The 16,529-nt window shown below is 70.3% G+C and carries 18 protein-coding genes; 13 read left to right on the top strand and 5 right to left on the bottom strand.

Annotated elements, in window-relative coordinates:
- Positions 1 to 82 precede the first annotated feature (82 nt).
- The 11 genes from ftsW (at position 83) to SBI80_RS26935 (ending at position 10,625) form a co-directional block, all read left to right on the top strand.
- Positions 83 to 1,675, top strand: coding sequence for a putative lipid II flippase FtsW (gene ftsW, locus SBI80_RS26985; RefSeq protein ID WP_318978134.1), 1,593 nt, complete (start codon positions 83 to 85; stop codon positions 1,673 to 1,675).
- A gap of 2 nt (positions 1,676 to 1,677) precedes the next feature.
- Positions 1,678 to 2,796: an undecaprenyldiphospho-muramoylpentapeptide beta-N-acetylglucosaminyltransferase gene (murG, locus tag SBI80_RS26980; RefSeq protein WP_318978173.1), complete on the top strand. Its 1,119-nt coding sequence runs from the start codon at positions 1,678 to 1,680 to the stop codon at positions 2,794 to 2,796.
- Complete coding sequence (gene murC, locus SBI80_RS26975; protein ID WP_318978133.1) at positions 2,793 to 4,250, top strand: UDP-N-acetylmuramate--L-alanine ligase; 1,458 nt, start codon at positions 2,793 to 2,795, stop codon at positions 4,248 to 4,250. Before murG ends, murC begins: the two co-directional genes overlap by 4 nt.
- Positions 4,247 to 5,236 (top strand): cell division protein FtsQ/DivIB, encoded by a 990-nt coding sequence (locus SBI80_RS26970; protein ID WP_318978132.1) that lies wholly within the window; start codon positions 4,247 to 4,249, stop codon positions 5,234 to 5,236. The genes murC and SBI80_RS26970 overlap by 4 nt, the downstream gene beginning before the upstream one ends.
- Before the next feature lie 148 nt (positions 5,237 to 5,384).
- Positions 5,385 to 6,527 carry a cell division protein FtsZ gene (ftsZ, locus tag SBI80_RS26965; RefSeq protein WP_318978131.1) on the top strand — a complete coding sequence of 381 codons (1,143 nt, stop codon included), beginning with the start codon at positions 5,385 to 5,387 and terminating at the stop codon, positions 6,525 to 6,527.
- Between the two features lie 38 nt (positions 6,528 to 6,565).
- Positions 6,566 to 7,270 (top strand): peptidoglycan editing factor PgeF, encoded by a 705-nt coding sequence (pgeF, locus tag SBI80_RS26960; RefSeq protein WP_318978129.1) that lies wholly within the window; start codon positions 6,566 to 6,568, stop codon positions 7,268 to 7,270.
- The gene (locus SBI80_RS26955) at positions 7,267 to 8,007 is read left to right on the top strand and encodes a YggS family pyridoxal phosphate-dependent enzyme (protein WP_318978128.1); all 741 of its coding nucleotides are present in this window, start codon (positions 7,267 to 7,269) and stop codon (positions 8,005 to 8,007) included. The genes pgeF and SBI80_RS26955 overlap by 4 nt, the downstream gene beginning before the upstream one ends.
- A 64-nt stretch (positions 8,008 to 8,071) precedes the next feature.
- The gene (locus tag SBI80_RS26950; protein WP_318978126.1) at positions 8,072 to 8,737 is read left to right on the top strand and encodes a cell division protein SepF; all 666 of its coding nucleotides are present in this window, start codon (positions 8,072 to 8,074) and stop codon (positions 8,735 to 8,737) included.
- A 114-nt stretch (positions 8,738 to 8,851) separates the two neighbouring features.
- A complete protein-coding gene (locus SBI80_RS26945) occupies positions 8,852 to 9,136 on the top strand; it encodes a YggT family protein (RefSeq protein ID WP_318978124.1) in 285 nt (94 codons plus the stop codon).
- Between the two features lie 185 nt (positions 9,137 to 9,321).
- Complete coding sequence (gene wag31, locus SBI80_RS26940) at positions 9,322 to 10,134, top strand: DivIVA-like cell division protein Wag31 (protein WP_318978123.1); 813 nt, start codon at positions 9,322 to 9,324, stop codon at positions 10,132 to 10,134.
- An 11-nt stretch (positions 10,135 to 10,145) separates the two neighbouring features.
- The gene (locus tag SBI80_RS26935) at positions 10,146 to 10,625 is read left to right on the top strand and encodes an ICP22 family protein (RefSeq protein ID WP_318978121.1); all 480 of its coding nucleotides are present in this window, start codon (positions 10,146 to 10,148) and stop codon (positions 10,623 to 10,625) included.
- Here the strand turns inward: SBI80_RS26935 and SBI80_RS26930 are convergent.
- Together SBI80_RS26930 and SBI80_RS26925 are read right to left on the bottom strand one after the other, a co-directional pair.
- Positions 10,622 to 11,275 (bottom strand): phosphoribosyltransferase, encoded by a 654-nt coding sequence (locus tag SBI80_RS26930; protein WP_318978119.1) that lies wholly within the window; start codon positions 11,273 to 11,275, stop codon positions 10,622 to 10,624. The two genes, SBI80_RS26935 and SBI80_RS26930, sit on opposite strands and share 4 nt — an antisense overlap.
- A gap of 11 nt (positions 11,276 to 11,286) precedes the next feature.
- On the bottom strand, positions 11,287 to 11,886 hold the full coding sequence (locus tag SBI80_RS26925) for an alpha/beta hydrolase (RefSeq protein ID WP_318978117.1): 600 nt from the start codon (positions 11,884 to 11,886) through the stop codon (positions 11,287 to 11,289).
- 78 nt (positions 11,887 to 11,964) lie between these two features.
- Here SBI80_RS26925 and SBI80_RS26920 point away from each other — a divergent pair, with 78 nt between their 5' ends.
- Positions 11,965 to 13,323, top strand: coding sequence for a TIGR01777 family oxidoreductase (locus SBI80_RS26920; protein ID WP_318978116.1), 1,359 nt, complete (start codon positions 11,965 to 11,967; stop codon positions 13,321 to 13,323).
- On the opposite strand, the gene SBI80_RS26915 is transcribed toward SBI80_RS26920, so the two are convergent.
- Together SBI80_RS26915 and SBI80_RS26910 are read right to left on the bottom strand one after the other, a co-directional pair.
- Positions 13,314 to 14,024 (bottom strand): type 1 glutamine amidotransferase, encoded by a 711-nt coding sequence (locus SBI80_RS26915; protein ID WP_318978114.1) that lies wholly within the window; start codon positions 14,022 to 14,024, stop codon positions 13,314 to 13,316. The genes SBI80_RS26920 and SBI80_RS26915 overlap by 10 nt on opposite strands.
- Positions 14,025 to 14,050: 26 nt before the next feature.
- A complete protein-coding gene (locus SBI80_RS26910) occupies positions 14,051 to 15,253 on the bottom strand; it encodes a serine hydrolase domain-containing protein (RefSeq protein WP_413232822.1) in 1,203 nt (400 codons plus the stop codon).
- 123 nt (positions 15,254 to 15,376) lie between these two features.
- Between SBI80_RS26910 and SBI80_RS26905 the strand changes: the two genes are divergently transcribed.
- Complete coding sequence (locus SBI80_RS26905; RefSeq protein ID WP_318978113.1) at positions 15,377 to 15,808, top strand: DUF2784 domain-containing protein; 432 nt, start codon at positions 15,377 to 15,379, stop codon at positions 15,806 to 15,808.
- 18 nt (positions 15,809 to 15,826) lie between these two features.
- On the opposite strand, the gene SBI80_RS26900 is transcribed toward SBI80_RS26905, so the two are convergent.
- Positions 15,827 to 16,528, bottom strand: coding sequence for a M24 family metallopeptidase (locus SBI80_RS26900; protein WP_318978110.1), 702 nt, complete (start codon positions 16,526 to 16,528; stop codon positions 15,827 to 15,829).
- Position 16,529: the final 1 nt, after the last annotated feature.

The following is a 16,529-nucleotide window of genomic DNA, read 5'->3' as shown; positions in this document are numbered from 1 at the left end:
GGGAGGATTCTGGGGTGCGAGGGACAAACGAGTCTGATGTTGCAAATGTGACATATGTGATCAAGGTCGTCGGTAGCCGACGGTGAGCCAGCTCTTCGCCCGGCTGCGGCGCAGCAAACACCCGGCGAGCGACGGCACGGTCGCCGCTGCGGCTCCGGCGGCCCCGCGGACCCGTTTCGGCGTCTGGCTGAGCCGGCCGATGACCTCGTTCCACCTCGTCATCGCCGTCGCGGCGCTGCTGGTCACGCTCGGCCTGATCATGGTGCTGTCGGCGTCTGGCGTGCACTCCTACGACGAGGACGGCTCGCCGTGGGCGATCTTCGCCAAGCAGGTGCTCTGGACGATCGTCGGACTTGGCGCCTTCTACGTGGCGTTGCGGATCCCGGTCAGCCTGATGCGGCGGCTGGCGTTCCCCGGTTTCGCCATCACCATCGTGATGCTGGTCCTGGTGCTGATCCCCGGCATCGGAAAGCTCTCCAATGGCTCGCGCGGCTGGTTCGTCGTCGCCGGTTTCTCCATGCAGCCCTCGGAGCTGGCCAAGATCGCCTTCGCGATCTGGGGTGCGCACCTGCTGGCCGCCCGCCGCATGGAGCGGGCATCGGTCCGCGAGATGCTCATCCCGCTGGTGCCAGGAGCGTTCATCGCGCTGCTGCTCATCGTGCTGCAGCCCGACCTCGGCCAGACCGTCTCGCTCGGCATCATCCTGCTCGGTCTGCTCTGGTACGCCGGACTGCCGCTGCGGGTCTTCGTCAGCTCGCTGGCCGCCGTCGTCGTGGCCGCGGGCATCCTGGCGATGTCCGAGGGTTACCGCTCCGACCGCGTGCAGTCCTGGCTGGACCCCAGCGCCGACATGCAGGGCTCGGGCTACCAGGCCCGCCAGGCCCGCTACGCACTGGCCAACGGCGGCGTCTTCGGCGACGGACTCGGGCAGGGCACCGCCAAGTGGAACTATCTGCCCAACGCCCACAACGACTTCATCTTCGCGATCATCGGCGAGGAGCTCGGCCTGGTCGGGGCCGTCGGCCTGCTGGGCCTGTTCGGATTGTTCGCCTACACCGGCATGCGAATCGCCAAGCGGTCCGCCGATCCCTTCCTGCGCCTGCTGACCGCCGCGACGACGCTGTGGGTCATCGGTCAGGCGTTCATCAACGTTGGCTACGTGGTGGGCCTGTTGCCCATCACGGGCCTGCAGCTGCCGCTGATCTCGGCGGGCGGAACGGCCACGGCGACCACGCTGTTCATGCTCGGCATCATTACCAACGCGGCGCGGCACGAACCGGACGCGGTGGCCGCGCTGCGCGCCGGCCGCGAGGACCGGGTCAACCGCCTGCTGCGGCTGCCGTTGCCCGAGCCCTACGTCCCGACCCGGCTGGAGTCCGCCCGCGACAGGCTCAAGACCAAGCAGAAGGAGGCCGCGGCCGCCAAGCCGAAGCCCGCCCCCAAGCCCAAGGCCGGTTCGAAGGCGGCGAAGGCCAGTTCCAAGGCTGCTGCGAAGGCTGCTGCGAAGGCGAATGCGAAGGCCAGGGCGAAGCCGGCTCGCAAACCCGCCGACGATCGCAGACGCGGCACCGTGGAACCGGCCGACCGGACCGCCAGGGCCGCAGGGCATCATGGAGCCCGTCAGCGTCAACCGAGCCGGCGGGCTCGCCCATTGGAAGGTCAGCGTTACGGGTGAGCATGTCCGTGGTCCTCGCAGGTGGCGGTACGGCGGGGCACATCGAGCCCGCGATGGCCGTGGCCGACGCGCTCGTCGCGCTCGACCCGGGAGTCCGGGTCACCGCGCTGGGCACCCACCGGGGACTCGAGACGCGACTGGTGCCCGAACGTGGCTACCACCTCGAGCTCATCACGCCCGTTCCGCTGCCACGCAAACCCTCGGGTGACCTGTTCCGGTTGCCGCTGCGGGTGCGCACGGCGGTTCGGCAGACCCGCGCCATCCTGGACGACGTCCACGCCGACGTCGTGATCGGCTTCGGCGGGTACGTCGCGCTGCCGGCTTACCTCGCCGCGCGTGGTGGCGCCTTGGGCCGGCGCCGGGTCCCCGTGGTGATCCACGAGGCCAACGCGAGCGCGGGCTGGGCGAACCGGGTCGGATCCCGGTCGGCGCAGCGGGTGCTCTCGGCGGTGCCGGATCCCGGGCTGCCGAGGGTCGAGGTCGTCGGCGTGCCGGTCCGCGAGTCCATCACCTCACTCGACCGGGCCGCGCTGCGGGCCGAGGCGCGTGCGCACTTCGGGTTCGCCGACGACGACCGGGTGCTGCTGGTGTTCGGCGGCTCACAGGGCGCGCAGTCGCTCAACCGGGCGGTCGCCGGGGCCGCCGCCGACCTTGCCGCGGCGGGCATCGCGGTCTTGCACGCCCACGGGCCCAAGAACACGCTCGACCTGCGCGCGCCGGCTCCCGGGGACCCGCCCTACGTGGCGGTGCCCTATCTGAGTCGGATGGATCTTGCCTACGCCGCCGCCGATCTGGCGATCTGCCGGTCCGGGGCCATGACCGTCGCGGAGGTGACGGCCGTCGGCCTGCCCGCCGTGTACGTGCCGCTGCCGATCGGCAACGGCGAGCAGCGACTCAACGCGCTGCCCGTCGTCGGTGCTGGCGGCGGTCTGCTGGTCGCGGACTCCGATCTGACGTCGGCGTTCATCGCCGAGACCGTACGGGTGCTGCTGAGTGATCCCGACCAGCTGTCGGAGATGACGACGGCGGCCGCGCTGGCCGGGCACCGCGACGCCGCGCGCCGCGTCGCCGAGGTCGCCCTGGAGGTCGCCGAGCAGCAGCAGCGGGAGCGGACGCGATGAGCGGCAGGGAGTTGCCGGCGCGTCTGCAGCGCGTGCACATGGTCGGCATCGGTGGCGCCGGGATGTCCGGTATCGCCCGCATCCTGCTCGACCGCGGCGGTCAGGTGTCGGGATCGGATGCCAAGGAGTCGCGCGGCGTTGCGGCGCTGCGGGCGCGCGGTGCGCAGGTGCGCATCGGGCACGACGCGTCGGCCCTGGACATGCTGCCCGGCGGGCCGACCGCGGTCGTCAGCACGCACGCGGCCATCCCCAAGGACAACCCCGAACTGGTGGAGGCGCAGCGCAGGGGCATCCCCGTCATCCTGCGACCCGAGGTGCTGGCCAGCCTGATGGACGGCTACACCACGGTGATGGTGACCGGCACGCACGGCAAGACGACGACCACCTCGATGGTCATCGTGGCCTTGCAGCGCAGCGGCTTCGACCCGTCGTTCGCCGTCGGTGGCGATCTCGGCGAGGCGGGCACCAACGCCCACCACGGCAGCGGGGCGTGCTTCGTGGCCGAGGCCGACGAGAGCGACGGCTCGCTGCTCGAGTACACCCCCGACATCGCCGTGGTCACCAACATCGAGGCCGATCACCTCGACTTCTTCGGCAGCGCCGAGGCCTACGCGGCGGTGTTCGACCAGTTCGCGGCGCGGTTGCGGCCCGGCGGCGCCCTGGTGGTGTGCGTCGACGACCCCGGCGCGGCCGCGCTGGCCGACCGCGCTGCCGCGAACGGCATCCGCGTGCTGCGCTACGGCAGCCTCGACGGCGCCGGGCCGGACGCGGATCTCGAAGGCGCGCTGGTGGATTGGGAGCAGCAGGGTACCGGCAGCGTCGCCACCGTGCAGCTCGCTGGCGAATCGCAGCCGCGGGGCATGCGGTTGGCCGTACCGGGCAGGCACATGGCGCTCAACGCGCTCGGCGCGCTGCTGGCCGCGGTGCAGGCCGGAGCGGACGCGGTGACCGTGCTCGACGGGCTGGCCTCGTTCGAGGGTGTCCGGCGCCGGTTCGAGGCGGTGGGCACCAGCGCAGGCGTGCGGGTCTTCGACGACTACGCCCACCATCCGACCGAGGTGCACGCCACGCTCGAGGCGGTGCGGGACGTAGCCGGGCATGGCCGCTCCATCGTGGTGTTCCAGCCGCACCTCTATTCGCGAACCCAGACCTTCGCCCGCGAATTCGGCCAGGCCCTCGGACTGGCCGACGAAGTCTTCGTGCTCGACGTCTACGCCGCGCGGGAGCAGCCCATCGCCGGGGTCAGCGGCGCGAGCATCGCCGAGCACGTCGACGTGCCCGTGAAGTACGTTCCCGACTTCTCCGCGCTCGCGGACCTGGTGGCGGTGTCGGCGCGGCCTGGCGACGTCGTCGTGACGATGGGAGCGGGGGACGTCACACTGCTCGGCAGGGAGATCCTGGCTGCGGTGCAGGAGCGGGCCGGCCGGGACGCGCCGGGGGCGCGACCGTCGTGACCGGGCCGATCGACGAGCCGACCGGGCCCGCCGGCGGATCCGAGCCCGCGGTCGACGAGCCAACCGCCACCCAGGCACCCGCCGGCCCGACACCCGATGCCGATGCGCCGGTCACCGAGGAGCTCGCCACCGCACGTCCCGCGGGGGAGCCGGCCGGCGAGGAGGTCGACTGGGAAGGACCGCGCCGGCGCGCCAGGCGCGAGCGCGAGGAGCGCCGGGCGGCGCAGGAACGCGCGATCGCCATCGAGAACGCCAGGCGCGAGGCCAAGCGCCGCGTCACCGGCCGCCCCGCCGAGGAGCCGAAACCGCCCGCGCGCGGGCTGATTCGCGGACTGAAGGCGCTGATGTGGTCGGCACTGATCAGCGTCCTGGTGGTCGGCGCCGGGCTGCTGCTGTACTTCACGCCGATCATGTCGGCGCGCGTCACGGAGATCACCGGCCTGGTCACCCTCACCCAAGACGAGGTGGAACAGGCCGCCGCGGTGGCACCGGACACGCCGCTGCTGCAGATCGACACCGACGCGGTGGCCGAACGCGTCGCCACCATCCGCCGGGTGGCCAGCGCCCGGGTGCAGCGGGAGTACCCGTCGACGCTGCGGATCACGATCGTCGAGCGAATTCCCCTGGTGGTCAAGGACTATCCGGACGGGCCGCATCTGTTCGACCGCGACGGCGTCGACTTCGCGACCGCGCCGCCCCCACCTGGGCTGCCGTACCTGGACGCCGACACGCCCGGCCCGAGGGATCTACCCACGCTGGCGGCGTTGCAGGTGTTGACCGCGCTGCGGCCCGAGGTCGCCAGCCAGGTCAGCCGCATCGCGGCACCCTCGGTGGCGGCGATCACGCTGACGCTGAACGACGGGCGGCAGGTGATCTGGGGGACCACCGACCGCACCGACGAGAAGGCGCTGAAGCTGGGTGCGCTGCTGACGCAGCCGGGCACCACCTACGACGTGTCCAGTCCCGATCTGCCGACGGTGAAATAACTCGCGGTCGGAAAATTGCGCGGCGTGTTCGGCGCGCCTGCGCGCTTACCTCGCGTGCTCGCCCTACCGTTCTGTTTGCGCGAAACTACTTGACATAACTCTAAGCCTATGGTTGAGGTTGAGGGTTGGCCCAGGAGGAAGACTACCGATGACACCCCCGCACAACTATCTCGCTGTAATAAAGGTGGTCGGCATCGGTGGCGGCGGCGTCAACGCCGTCAACCGGATGATCGAGCAAGGCCTGAAGGGCGTCGAGTTCATCGCCATCAACACCGACGCGCAGGCGTTGTTGATGAGCGACGCCGACGTCAAGCTCGACGTCGGGCGTGACTCCACCCGCGGACTCGGCGCCGGCGCCGACCCCGAGGTCGGGCGCAAGGCCGCCGAGGATGCCAAGGACGACATCGAGGAGCTGCTCCGCGGCGCCGACATGGTGTTCGTCACCGCAGGCGAGGGCGGCGGCACCGGCACCGGTGGCGCGCCGGTCGTGGCGACCATCGCCCGCAAGCTCGGCGCGCTGACCGTCGGCGTGGTGACGCGCCCGTTCTCCTTCGAGGGCAAGCGCCGTTCCAACCAGGCCGAATCCGGCATCGCGGCGCTGCGCGAGAGCTGCGACACACTCATCGTGATCCCCAACGACCGGCTGCTGCAGATGGGCGACGCCGCCGTCTCGTTGATGGACGCGTTCCGCAGCGCCGACGAGGTCTTGCTCAACGGCGTGCAGGGCATCACCGACTTGATCACCACACCCGGTCTGATCAACGTCGACTTCGCCGACGTCAAGGGCGTGATGTCCGGCGCGGGCACCGCGCTGATGGGCATCGGCTCGGCACGCGGTGACGGCCGGGCGCTCAAGGCCGCCGAGACGGCGATCAACTCGCCGCTGCTCGAGGCCTCGATGGAGGGTGCGCTCGGCGTGCTGCTGTCGGTCGCCGGCGGCAGCGACCTCGGCCTGTTCGAGATCAACGAGGCCGCCTCGCTGGTGCAGGACGCCGCACATCCCGACGCCAACATCATCTTCGGCACGGTGATCGACGACTCCCTCGGCGACGAGGTCCGCGTGACCGTCATCGCCGCCGGCTTCGACTCCGCGGGCCCCAGCCGCAAGCCGGTCGTCGGCACGTCGACCCAAGGCATCACGCCGGGCCGGGCGGGCAAGGTGACGTCGTCGGCGTTCGAGTCGATCGATCCGACCAGCGTTCCGCTGCACACCAACGGTGCGACGGTCAGCATCGGTGGAGGCGGCGACGATGACGACGACGTCGACGTGCCGCCGTTCATGCGGCACTGATCCGGGGGTTCGACCTCCGGAGGGAATACTGGTAACCCGTGACCTTTCGAATTCGACGGGTGACCACCACCCGCGCCGGCGGAGCCTCGGTCCCGCCGTTCGACACGTTCAACCTCGGTGACCACGTGGGCGACGATCCCGCCGCGGTCGCGGCCAACCGCGCTCGGTTGACCGCCGCGATCGGCCTCGGTGACGACGGCATCGTGTGGATGAACCAGGTGCACTCCGATCGGGTCGAGGCCGTGAGCGGTCCCTGCGATGCCATCGACGACTGCGACGGATTGGTTACGGCCACACCGCGATTGGCGCTTGCAGTGGTGACCGCCGACTGCGTGCCGGTGTTGATGTCGGACGCGCGCGCCGGCGTCGTCGCCGCGGTGCACGCTGGCCGGGTCGGCGCTCAGAAGGGAATCGTCAAGCGGGCGGTCGAGGCCATGGTTGCCCACGGTGCGCACGTCGAGGACGTCTCGGTGCTGCTGGGACCGGCCGTGAGCGGACGCAACTACGAGGTGCCCGACGCGATGGCCGCCGAGGTGGAGGCGGCCGTCCCCGGCAGCCGGACCACCACGACGCGGGGGACCGCCGGACTGGACCTGCGTTCCGGAATCGCCCGTCAGCTCACCGAATTGGGCGTCACGGCGATCGCCGTCGACCCGCGCTGCACGGTCGAGGACGCCAACCTGTTCAGCCATCGCCGCGGCGCGCCCACCGGTCGGCTGGCCTCCCTGGTGTGGATGGAATGACCGACACCCGCGCCGCCGAACTCGCCGAGGCGCTGGCCGTCCTGACCGCCAGGGTCGAGGCCGCTGCCGCTGCCGCCGGGCGCGATCCCGCGGACGTCGAATTGCTGCCGGTGACCAAGTTCTTCCCGCTGTCCGACGTCGTCGAGCTGGTTCGCCTGGGCTGCCGGGCATTTGGCGAATCCCGCGAACAGGAAGCCTCGAAGAAGGTTGCCGGACTGGCGCTGGAGATGCCCGACGTGCCGGTGCGCTGGCACATGATCGGCAGCATCCAGCGCAAGAAGGCCAAGGCAGTCGCCAGCTGGGCGTACGCCGCGCACTCGGTCGATGGTGCCGCGCTAGTCACGGCGCTGGGTCGCGCCGCCGCCGATGCCTTGGAGCAGGGGCGCCGGGCCGAGCCGCTGCGCGTGTACCTGCAGCTGAGCCTGGACGGTGATCCGTCCCGCGGGGGTGTCGACGTGAATCGACCGGACCTCGTGGACGAGCTGTGCGCGCTGGCCGACTCGACCGCGGGGCTGGACTTCGTCGGCCTGATGGCCATCCCGCCGCTGCACGCCGACGCCGAGGCGTCGTTCGCGCGTTTGGAGGGTGAGCTGAATCGGGTACAGGCTTCCTATCAGCACCGACTCGGTCTCTCGGCGGGCATGTCCGCAGACCTCGAGACGGCGGTGCAACACGGCTCCACGTGTGTGCGTGTCGGTACCGCGCTTATGGGACAACGTCCTCTAACGTCACCCTGAGTAGTCACTCCAGTCACATCTTCATCACAGACAACAGAGCATTTCGTCATCAGAAGGGTCTCCGATGAGCACACTGCATAAGGTCAAGGCCTACTTTGGTATGGCGCCGATGGACGATTACGACGACGAGTACTACGACGACGAGGAGCGCACGCCGCGCGGCGCCTACCCGCGTCGGCCCCGCGAGGAGCGCTTCGAGGACGAGGGCTACGCCCGCGCTCCCGAAGGCCGCGGTTACGACGACCGCATGGACCGCGTCGGTGGTCGGGACTTCGAACGCGAAATGGTCGGTGCGCCAGCGGGTTACCGCGGTGGATACCTGGACGAGCCGGCCTTCCGTGGCCGCCGCGAGTTCGAGCGCCCGCGGTTCAACACCCTGCGTGGCGCCACCAATGGTGCGGTCGCCATGGAGCCGCGCCGGATGGCGGCACTCTTCGAGGAGGGCAGCCCGCTGGCGAAGATCACCACGCTGCGCCCCAAGGACTACAGCGAAGCCCGCACCATCGGCGAGCGCTTCCGCGACGGCACCCCGGTGATCATGGATCTGGTGTCGATGGACAACGCCGACGCCAAGCGGTTGGTCGACTTCGCGGCCGGCCTGGCGTTCGCGCTGCGCGGCTCGTTCGACAAGGTCGCGACCAAGGTGTTCCTGCTGTCGCCGGCAGACGTCGACGTCACCGCCGACGAGCGCAAGCGGATCGCCGAGGCGGGCTTCTACGCCTACCAGTGACCGTGCCCACGACCCCGGGCGGCGCGAGGCGGCACGGGTAGGCTGGGAGAGCTTCGAGTCCCATCCGACTCGCCGTACTCGATGTCTCGAAATCGCTGGAGTGAGGTCGCGCAGTTGTCCCTGTTCTTTTCGATCCTGGGCTTCGTGCTGTTCGCCTTCTGGCTCCTGCTGATCGCTCGGGTGGTCGTGGAGTTCGTCCGGTCTTTCAGCCGGGATTGGCATCCCCGCGGCTTCATGGTGGTGGTCCTCGAAGTCATCATGACGGTCACCGATCCGCCGGTGAAGCTGCTGCGTCGCATCATTCCCCAGCTCACGATTGGTGCGGTGCGCTTCGACCTGTCGATCATGGTGCTGTTGCTCGCCGCGTTCATCGGCATGGAACTGGCGTGGAGCCAGTAGCCGGTAGTCGGTGAGAGCGGATCGTTAGGGCGCCTCGACATGCGCTCTGACTTTGAAATTCGCTCTTATTTCTGGACCTCGACCGCAACCGCCGGGTCTACTGTGACAGGATGGACGCCAGTTACTTCCCGCATGGCCTTACACTTTGACACCGGTTGACGGTCCAGACCTCAAGGGGGCAGACGATGCCGCTTACACCAGCCGACGTCCATAACGTCGCGTTCAGCAAGCCGCCGATCGGCAAGCGTGGCTACAACGAAGACGAGGTCGATGCCTTCCTCGACTTGGTCGAGAACGAGCTGACCCGGCTCATCGAGGAGAACGCCGACCTCCGTCAGCGGGTCGCCGAACTCGATCAGGACCTTGCCAGCGCGCGCTCCGGCAGCGGCGTACAGGCGACGCAGTCCATCCCGCAGTACCAGCAGCCCGAGCCGGAGCCCGAGCCCGCGCCCCAGCCGGTCTACGAGGCGCCGCAGCAACCCGCCGCTCCGGTAAGCGAGGACTCCCACGTCAGGGCTGCGAAGATCCTTGGCTTGGCGCAGGACACCGCCGACCGTCTGACCGGTACCGCCAAGGCGGAGGCCGACAAGATGCTCGCCGACGCCCGCGCCCAGGCCGATGCCATGATCAGCGAGGCCCGGCAGACCGCCGAGACCACCGTGTCGGAGGCCAAGGCCCGCGCCGAGGCCATGCTCACCGACGCGACCACCCGCTCCGAGACCCAGCTGAGGCAGGCCCAGGAGAAGGCCGACGCCCTGCAGGCCGACGCCGAGCGTAAGCACTCCGAGATCATGGGCACCATCAACCAGCAGCGCACCGTGCTCGAGGGGCGTCTGGAGCAGCTGCGGACCTTCGAGCGCGAATACCGCACGCGGCTCAAGACCTACCTGGAGTCCCAGCTCGAAGAGCTCGGCCAGCGTGGCTCGGCGGCGCCGGTCGACTCCACCGCCAACAACGATGGCGGCGGGTTCAATCAGTTCAACCGAGGAAACAACTGACCGGCTGACTGATGCTGATCGTTGCGCTAGTCCTTGCCGTCATCGGCCTCGCGGCGCTGGTGACCGCCGTGGTCACCAGCAACGAGCTCATCGCCTGGGTGTGCATCGGCGCCAGCGTGATCGGTGTGTTGCTGCTGATCATCGACGCACTGCGGGAGCGCCGCGGTGGCGAACCGGTCGCTGGTTCCGAGACCCAAGAGGACGAGACCCAGGCCATCCCGACCGTGACCGAATCCCAGGTCACCGAGGACTATCCGGACGAGCCGAGCGAGACCGTCGGCGAATCCGAGACCACCGAGAAGTCCGAGGCGCATGGCGAGCCCGAGGTCGATGGCGAGCCCGAGATCCACGCCGAGCCGGAGATCCACGCCGAGCCGGAGGCCCACGCCGAGCCCGAGGCCACCGACGCACCCCCGGCCGACGACGCCGAGACCACCTCGGTCGGCGTCGAGAACTCCGACGAGCAGGCCCGGCAGGACAAGGCCGACTAGCGGCGCAGGGCCTCCCGCACCTCCTCGTCGGTGACTTGCCGAAAGTCGGCGAACACCTGGCCGACGGCGTCGAAGCGCCGCGGCAGGGTCGCGATCACCACGTCGTCGGCTTCCTCTAGGAGTCGCTGCCGGACGCCGCGCGGACCGACCGGCGCGGCCACGATCACCCGGCGCGGATCGGCCGTCCGCACGGCCCGGATCGCGGCGATCATGCTGGCGCCGGTCGCGATCCCGTCGTCGACCAGGACCACCGTCCGCGCCGCCAAGGCGATCGGTGGGACGTTCCCGCGGTAGGCCAACTCCCGTCTGCGCAACTCGTCGGTCTCGGCGGCGACGACGGCGTCGAGCTCGGCGCCACTCGTACCGAAGCGGCTCAAGACGTCCTCGTTGACGACGATCTCGCCACCGGCGATCGCCCCCATCGCGAGTTCCGGCCACCGCGGCACCCCGAGCTTGCGCACCACGAACACGTCCACCGCCGCGTGCAGAACCGCGGCGACCTCCGCACCGACCGGCACCCCACCCCTGGCCAGACCGAGCACTACGACGTCCGAACCGATGCCGCCCCCGGCCAGCATCGCGGCGAGCACCCTTCCGGCCTCGCGACGGTCCCGGAACGTGCGGGCAGAGGACTTCCCTGGTACGGCCACTGAGCCGGAGCCTAGGCCGGGGACCCCCCGTGACACTGGGCGATCACGAATTCGGCGGTGAGGCGGTGCCAGCGGGCCCGGTCCCGCAGCAGGAAGTGCCCGGCGCCGGGGAACTCGACCCACGTGGCGTCGACCCCGCGGGCCGCGGCCCGCAGGGTCTGCGCCCGGGACGCGGCGGGGTCGGTCCAGGTGTCGGCGGTGCCGTGCATGGTCAGCAGCCGACACGACGACGGAATGCGATCGGCATCGGCCTGGGGCCACCACGGTGCCAGCGCCACCACGCCCGCCGCGCGTCCCCCAGCGGCCAGGTGCGCCGCGACGCGCCCGCCCATGGAGTGACCGACCAGCACGACGGGACCCTCGCCCACCGCGGCGACCAGGTCGTCCAGCGCCGAGCGGGCATCGCGCAGCGCGTCGAGTGATCCCGGGTTCCACCCCCGCAGCCGGTACCGCACCTGGCGCACCGCGACGCCAGCCCCGACCCCGGCGCGCAACGACCAGGCCAGTTGTGAGATACGGAGATTGGCGAGCTGCAGGGGACGCGAGGGTATCTCGCTGGTGGGCTTGCCGCCGGGAAGCAGCAGCACGCCGGCACGGACTCTGGACGTCATCCCCGTCATTCGGAGCCGCGCGCCCGATGGTTTGGCCGTCCTGGCCATCCAGGCCGGCCCGCGCTACGAATGAACGTCGTGGGCATCGAGTACGAGAGCGTCGTGGACCATCCGCTGGACGAGGTCTTCGCGTGGCACACCCGACCAGGCGCCATGCCGCGGCTGGTGCCGCCGTGGCAGCCGATGGCGGTCGTCGCCGAAGCGGCGTCGCTGGCCGACGGCCGCGCGGTGCTGGGCCTACCCGGGGGTCTGCGCTGGGTGGCTCAGCACCAGGCGGACGCCTACGACCCTCCGCACCGGTTCGTCGACGAGCTGTCCTCGAGCGGCCCGCGATCGTGGCCGCCGCGAATCATCGGCACGTGGCGCCACACCCACGACTTCAGTGCCAGCGGGCCGGCGGCCACCCTGGTCCACGACCGCGTCGAGGCGCCGATCCCGGCGGCCGGGTTGCGGCCGACCTTCGTCTACCGCCACCGCCAGCTGGCCGACGACCTCGCCGCGCACCGCGACGCCGCAGAGGCGGGGCTGCGACCGCTCACCATCGCGGTCACGGGTGCCTCCGGCCTCGTCGGCTCGGCATTGACGGCGCTGCTCACCACCGGCGGACACCGGGTGATCCGCCTGGTCCGGCATCCCGCGGGCGGCTCGGACGAACGGCAGTGGAACCCCTCCTCACCCGCGCTGGACCTGCTGGACGGGGTCGACGCCGTCGTGCACCTGGCGGGGACCTCGATCGCGGGCCGGTTCACCGACGCGCACCGCGCGGCGATCCGCGACAGCCGCATCGAGCCGACTCGCAGCCTGGCGGAGGTCGCCGCCCGAAGCTCCGACGGCCCGCGGGTGTTCGTCACGGCTTCGGCGATCGGCTTCTACGGCTATGACCGCGGTGACGCCGAGCTGGCCGAGGACGCCACCCGCGGAGACGGTTTCCTCGCCGACGTCGTCGCGGACTGGGAGGCGGCCGCGACGCCGGCCGCCGACGCGGGCGTGCGCGTGGTGGCGGTCCGCACCGGCATCGTGCAGGCCGCGCGCGGCGGCACCCTCAGGCTGATGCGCCCGCTGTTCGCCGCCGGCCTGGGCGGCCGGCTCGGCAGCGGCCGGCAGTGGCTGTCCTGGATCGGCATCGACGACCTGCTCGACGTCTACTACCGCGCGCTCTGGGACGAGCGGATGAGCGGGCCGGTCAACGCGGTGGCGCCCAACCCGGTGCGCAACGTCGACTACACGGCGGCGCTGGCCAAGACCCTGCACCGCCCGGCCATCCTCCCGGTCCCATCGCTGGGTCCGCGCCTGCTGCTGGGAAGTCAGGGCGCTCGCGAGCTCGCCGAGGCCGACCAGCGGGTGCAGCCTGCCAAGCTGCGGGCGGTGGGGCACCGCTTCAGGCATCCGACGATCGGTGCTGCGCTGGCCCACCAGCTGGGCCACGCTCAGGCCTGAGCGACCCCGGTCACGAAGTCCCGGACCAGCGCGTGCACGCGCTTGCGGGCGCTGTCGAGCTCACGGGTGGTGGCGGCGCGCAGTTCGTCGGCGGTGCGGTCCAGTGTGGCGAGCTCGGCCCCGCCGTCGCCGGACAGCCACATCTCGAGCAGTCCCTCGTCGACCTCGGGGTGGAACTGGATGCCCATCGTCGCGCCCAGGACGAATGCCTGCGACGCGCTGACGTTCCTGGCGATCTCGACCGCCCCGTCGGGAATGGTGAAGCGGTCGAAGTGCCATTCGAACCACGGACCGCTGGGGACGAGGTCGGGCCGTGAGGACTCGACGTCGTACCAGCCGATCTCGGGCGATGGGGAGCGGGCCACCGAACCGCCGAGCGCGCGGGCGAGCAGCTGGCCGCCGAAGCAGACGCCCAGCATCGGCACACCCGCCGCGTGGGCATTGCGCGCCATCTCCAGCTCCGAGGCGATCCACCGCATGCCGGCGTCGGCGTCGTTGACCGACCAGCGGGATCCCAGCGGCACGACCGCGTCGTAGGACAGCGGATCGGGCAGCGTCACGTCGAAGGTCGGATCCGCGGCCCGCTCGGCGGTGACGACCTCGAAAGTCGCGACGTCGTAACCGCATTCGTCGAACGCGTCACCCAGCATCGCCTCGGGGGCACTCGGGTCGTTGTAGAGGAACAGCACCTTCTTCGCCACCGCTAGAGGATACGGTGATCCGACCGCTAACCGCCCGGTGGCACCGGTGGGGCATGGTCCGGGGCAAGCTCGGCACCGATCCGGCGGAACAGCGTCTCGGCGGCATTCGGGTAGTCACCCCGTGCGTCGAACGCCTCGGGCGAGTACGTCACGACGACGGCGATCGCGATCCGGCGCGAGGGCAGGTAGGCCTCGACGGCGGCCGAACCGGCGAACATCGGATTCTGCAGCAGCCAACCGCCAGAGATCACCAGACCCATGCCGTAGGTGTAGCCATCGGTCATCGGGGCGCAGGTGGCGCACCCCGGCTGGGCATGCGTTCGGCCGCGCAGGTCGGTGGACACCAGCTTGGCGTAGGAGTCGCGGCTGAGCAGCCTGCCGGAGCCGATGCCGACGGCGGTGGCCTCGAGGTCGTACACGGTGGAGGTCTCGATCGCGCCGTGGGTGATGGTCCACGACGGATTCCAGTAGGTGCTCTCCTCGTAGAACGGGACCCCGGTGGGGATCCGCAACGCCGCCCGGCGCTCGGAGGTGAACGCGTGCAGCACCGGCGATGGGATCTCCGCGGTGTCGGAGTTCACCGTGTGGCTGAGGCCGAGCGGCCGTAACACCATCTCCGACAACATCTTCGACATCGGTTCACCGGTCGCCCTCTCCAGCGCCAGCCCGAGGAGCACGTAGTTGGTATGGGCGTAGTTCCAGTTGGTGCCGGGTGGGTACTGCAGCGGCCGGTCGACCGCGAACGCGAGCAGTTCGGAGGTCGTCCACTGCCGAAAGGGGTTGGCGTACAGCGCATCGTTCATGGCGGTGTTGCCAATGACGTAGTCGACGTAACCCGACGTCATCGTGGCCAGCTGGCCGAGGGTGACCTGGTCGGCGTGCGGCACCTCGGGCAGCCACGTCGAGAGTCTGTCGTCGAGGGCGACCCTGCCCTCGTCGACGAGGCGCAGCAACAGCGTCGAGACGTACGAGATCGCCACGGCGCCATTGCGGAAGTGCATGTCGGTGGTGGCGGGGACGCCGGTCATGGACTCACCGACCGCCCGGGTGACGACGTCGCGGCCGTCCCGGGTGACCCGCACGATGGCAGCCCGGAGGTGTGAGGTCGCCATGACGTCCGCCACGACCCGCATCACCGCGTCGGCACCGTCGTCCCGCGCGGTGGGGGAGCACCCGGTCGACAACGCACCAGCGCATGCCAGCAGGGCCAGGAATCGTCGGAGGTGCACACCGGGAGAATGCCAGCCGGTTGCGCGGTGGTGACCGTTTCGATGCGAATCCGAACTGCCTCGCCTCGGTGTCCGGCGGTACCGTGGGGATCGTTCGAGTGGCAAGAGTAGAGGGTGGTCGTCATGACTGACTTCTTCAAGATCGTCGTGGTGGCGACGGCCGCCGTGCACTTCGCCTTCGTGGGTTATGGCGTGTTCGGTGGGTTCCTCGCCCTGCGCTGGCCGCGCAGCATCTGGGTGCACGTCCCGGTCGTCATCTGGTGCGTCGCCATCGAGGTCGTCGACTTCGTCTGTCCGTTGACGGCGCTGGAACGCTGGGCCAGGATCCACGCGGGAATGGCGCCCATCGCGCCCGACGGCTTCCTCGACCACTACGTGACCGGGGTCTGGTACCCGGCCGAGGCGCAGAACCTGGTGCTCGTGCTGGTGCTGCTCGTCGTGCTGACGTCCTGGGTGCTGGTGGGCGCGAGAGCCAGACGCCGGCGGGCCGTCGCCACGACGGAGGTCTCGGCGCGCACCGAGTCAGTCGCACCGCTGAGTCAGTCGCACCGCTGAGTCAGTCCAACCGCTGAGTCAGGCCGTGGGAATGTCCAGCAACTGCTCGAAGAAGCCGCCGAAGCCCCGCTGGCGGTCCACCACATGGACCTCGAGGATCCAGTGGCAGTCCCGGCCCGCCCCGTCGGTCCGGCGCATCGGCTGGTCGCTGGCCGGCGCGATGTAGTTGCCCATTTCGTCACCGCTGATCCGCTCGTGAGGGAACTCGCCGACCAGGTGGCCGGCGTGCTCGGTGGCGTGCTCCCAACCCGCCTCGCGGATCAGGTCCGACACGTGCGAGAACAATTGCGCGCCAGTGATTTTCGGGTGCGAGTCGAAGTACGACCGGCCTGCCTCCCAGATCCGCGGCAGGTCCGCGGCGAGGCGGTGCTTGGCCGGATCGTCACCGAGCACGTAGGTCCGGCCGAAGTCGGCCTCCCAGTCGGCGAAGATCGGCCCGAAGTCCAGGAACAGGATGTCGTCGGCAGCCAGCACGCCGTCGGGCGGATTCTCGGCGTAGGGCGCCATGGTGTGCGCACCCGCCCGGACGATCCGCTTGTGCCAGAACCGGCGGGTTCCGAACAACTCGTCGGCCAGGTCGCGGATCTGGTCGCTGAGCTCGCGTTCACCGACTCCGGGCCGAATCATGCCGCGGGCCACCACCTCGTCGAACAGCTGATGGGCCTTGTGTTCCGCGTCGCGCAGCGACTCGATGCGCGCGTCCTCGACTGCCTGCGTCATG

This window comes from Mycolicibacterium sichuanense, assembly GCF_033741125.1.
In the GTDB taxonomy this organism is placed as follows: Bacteria; Actinomycetota; Actinomycetes; order Mycobacteriales; family Mycobacteriaceae; genus Mycobacterium.
The sequence above is the reverse complement of the archived record's forward strand: the minus strand, read 5'-3'. Positions and strand labels throughout refer to the sequence as shown.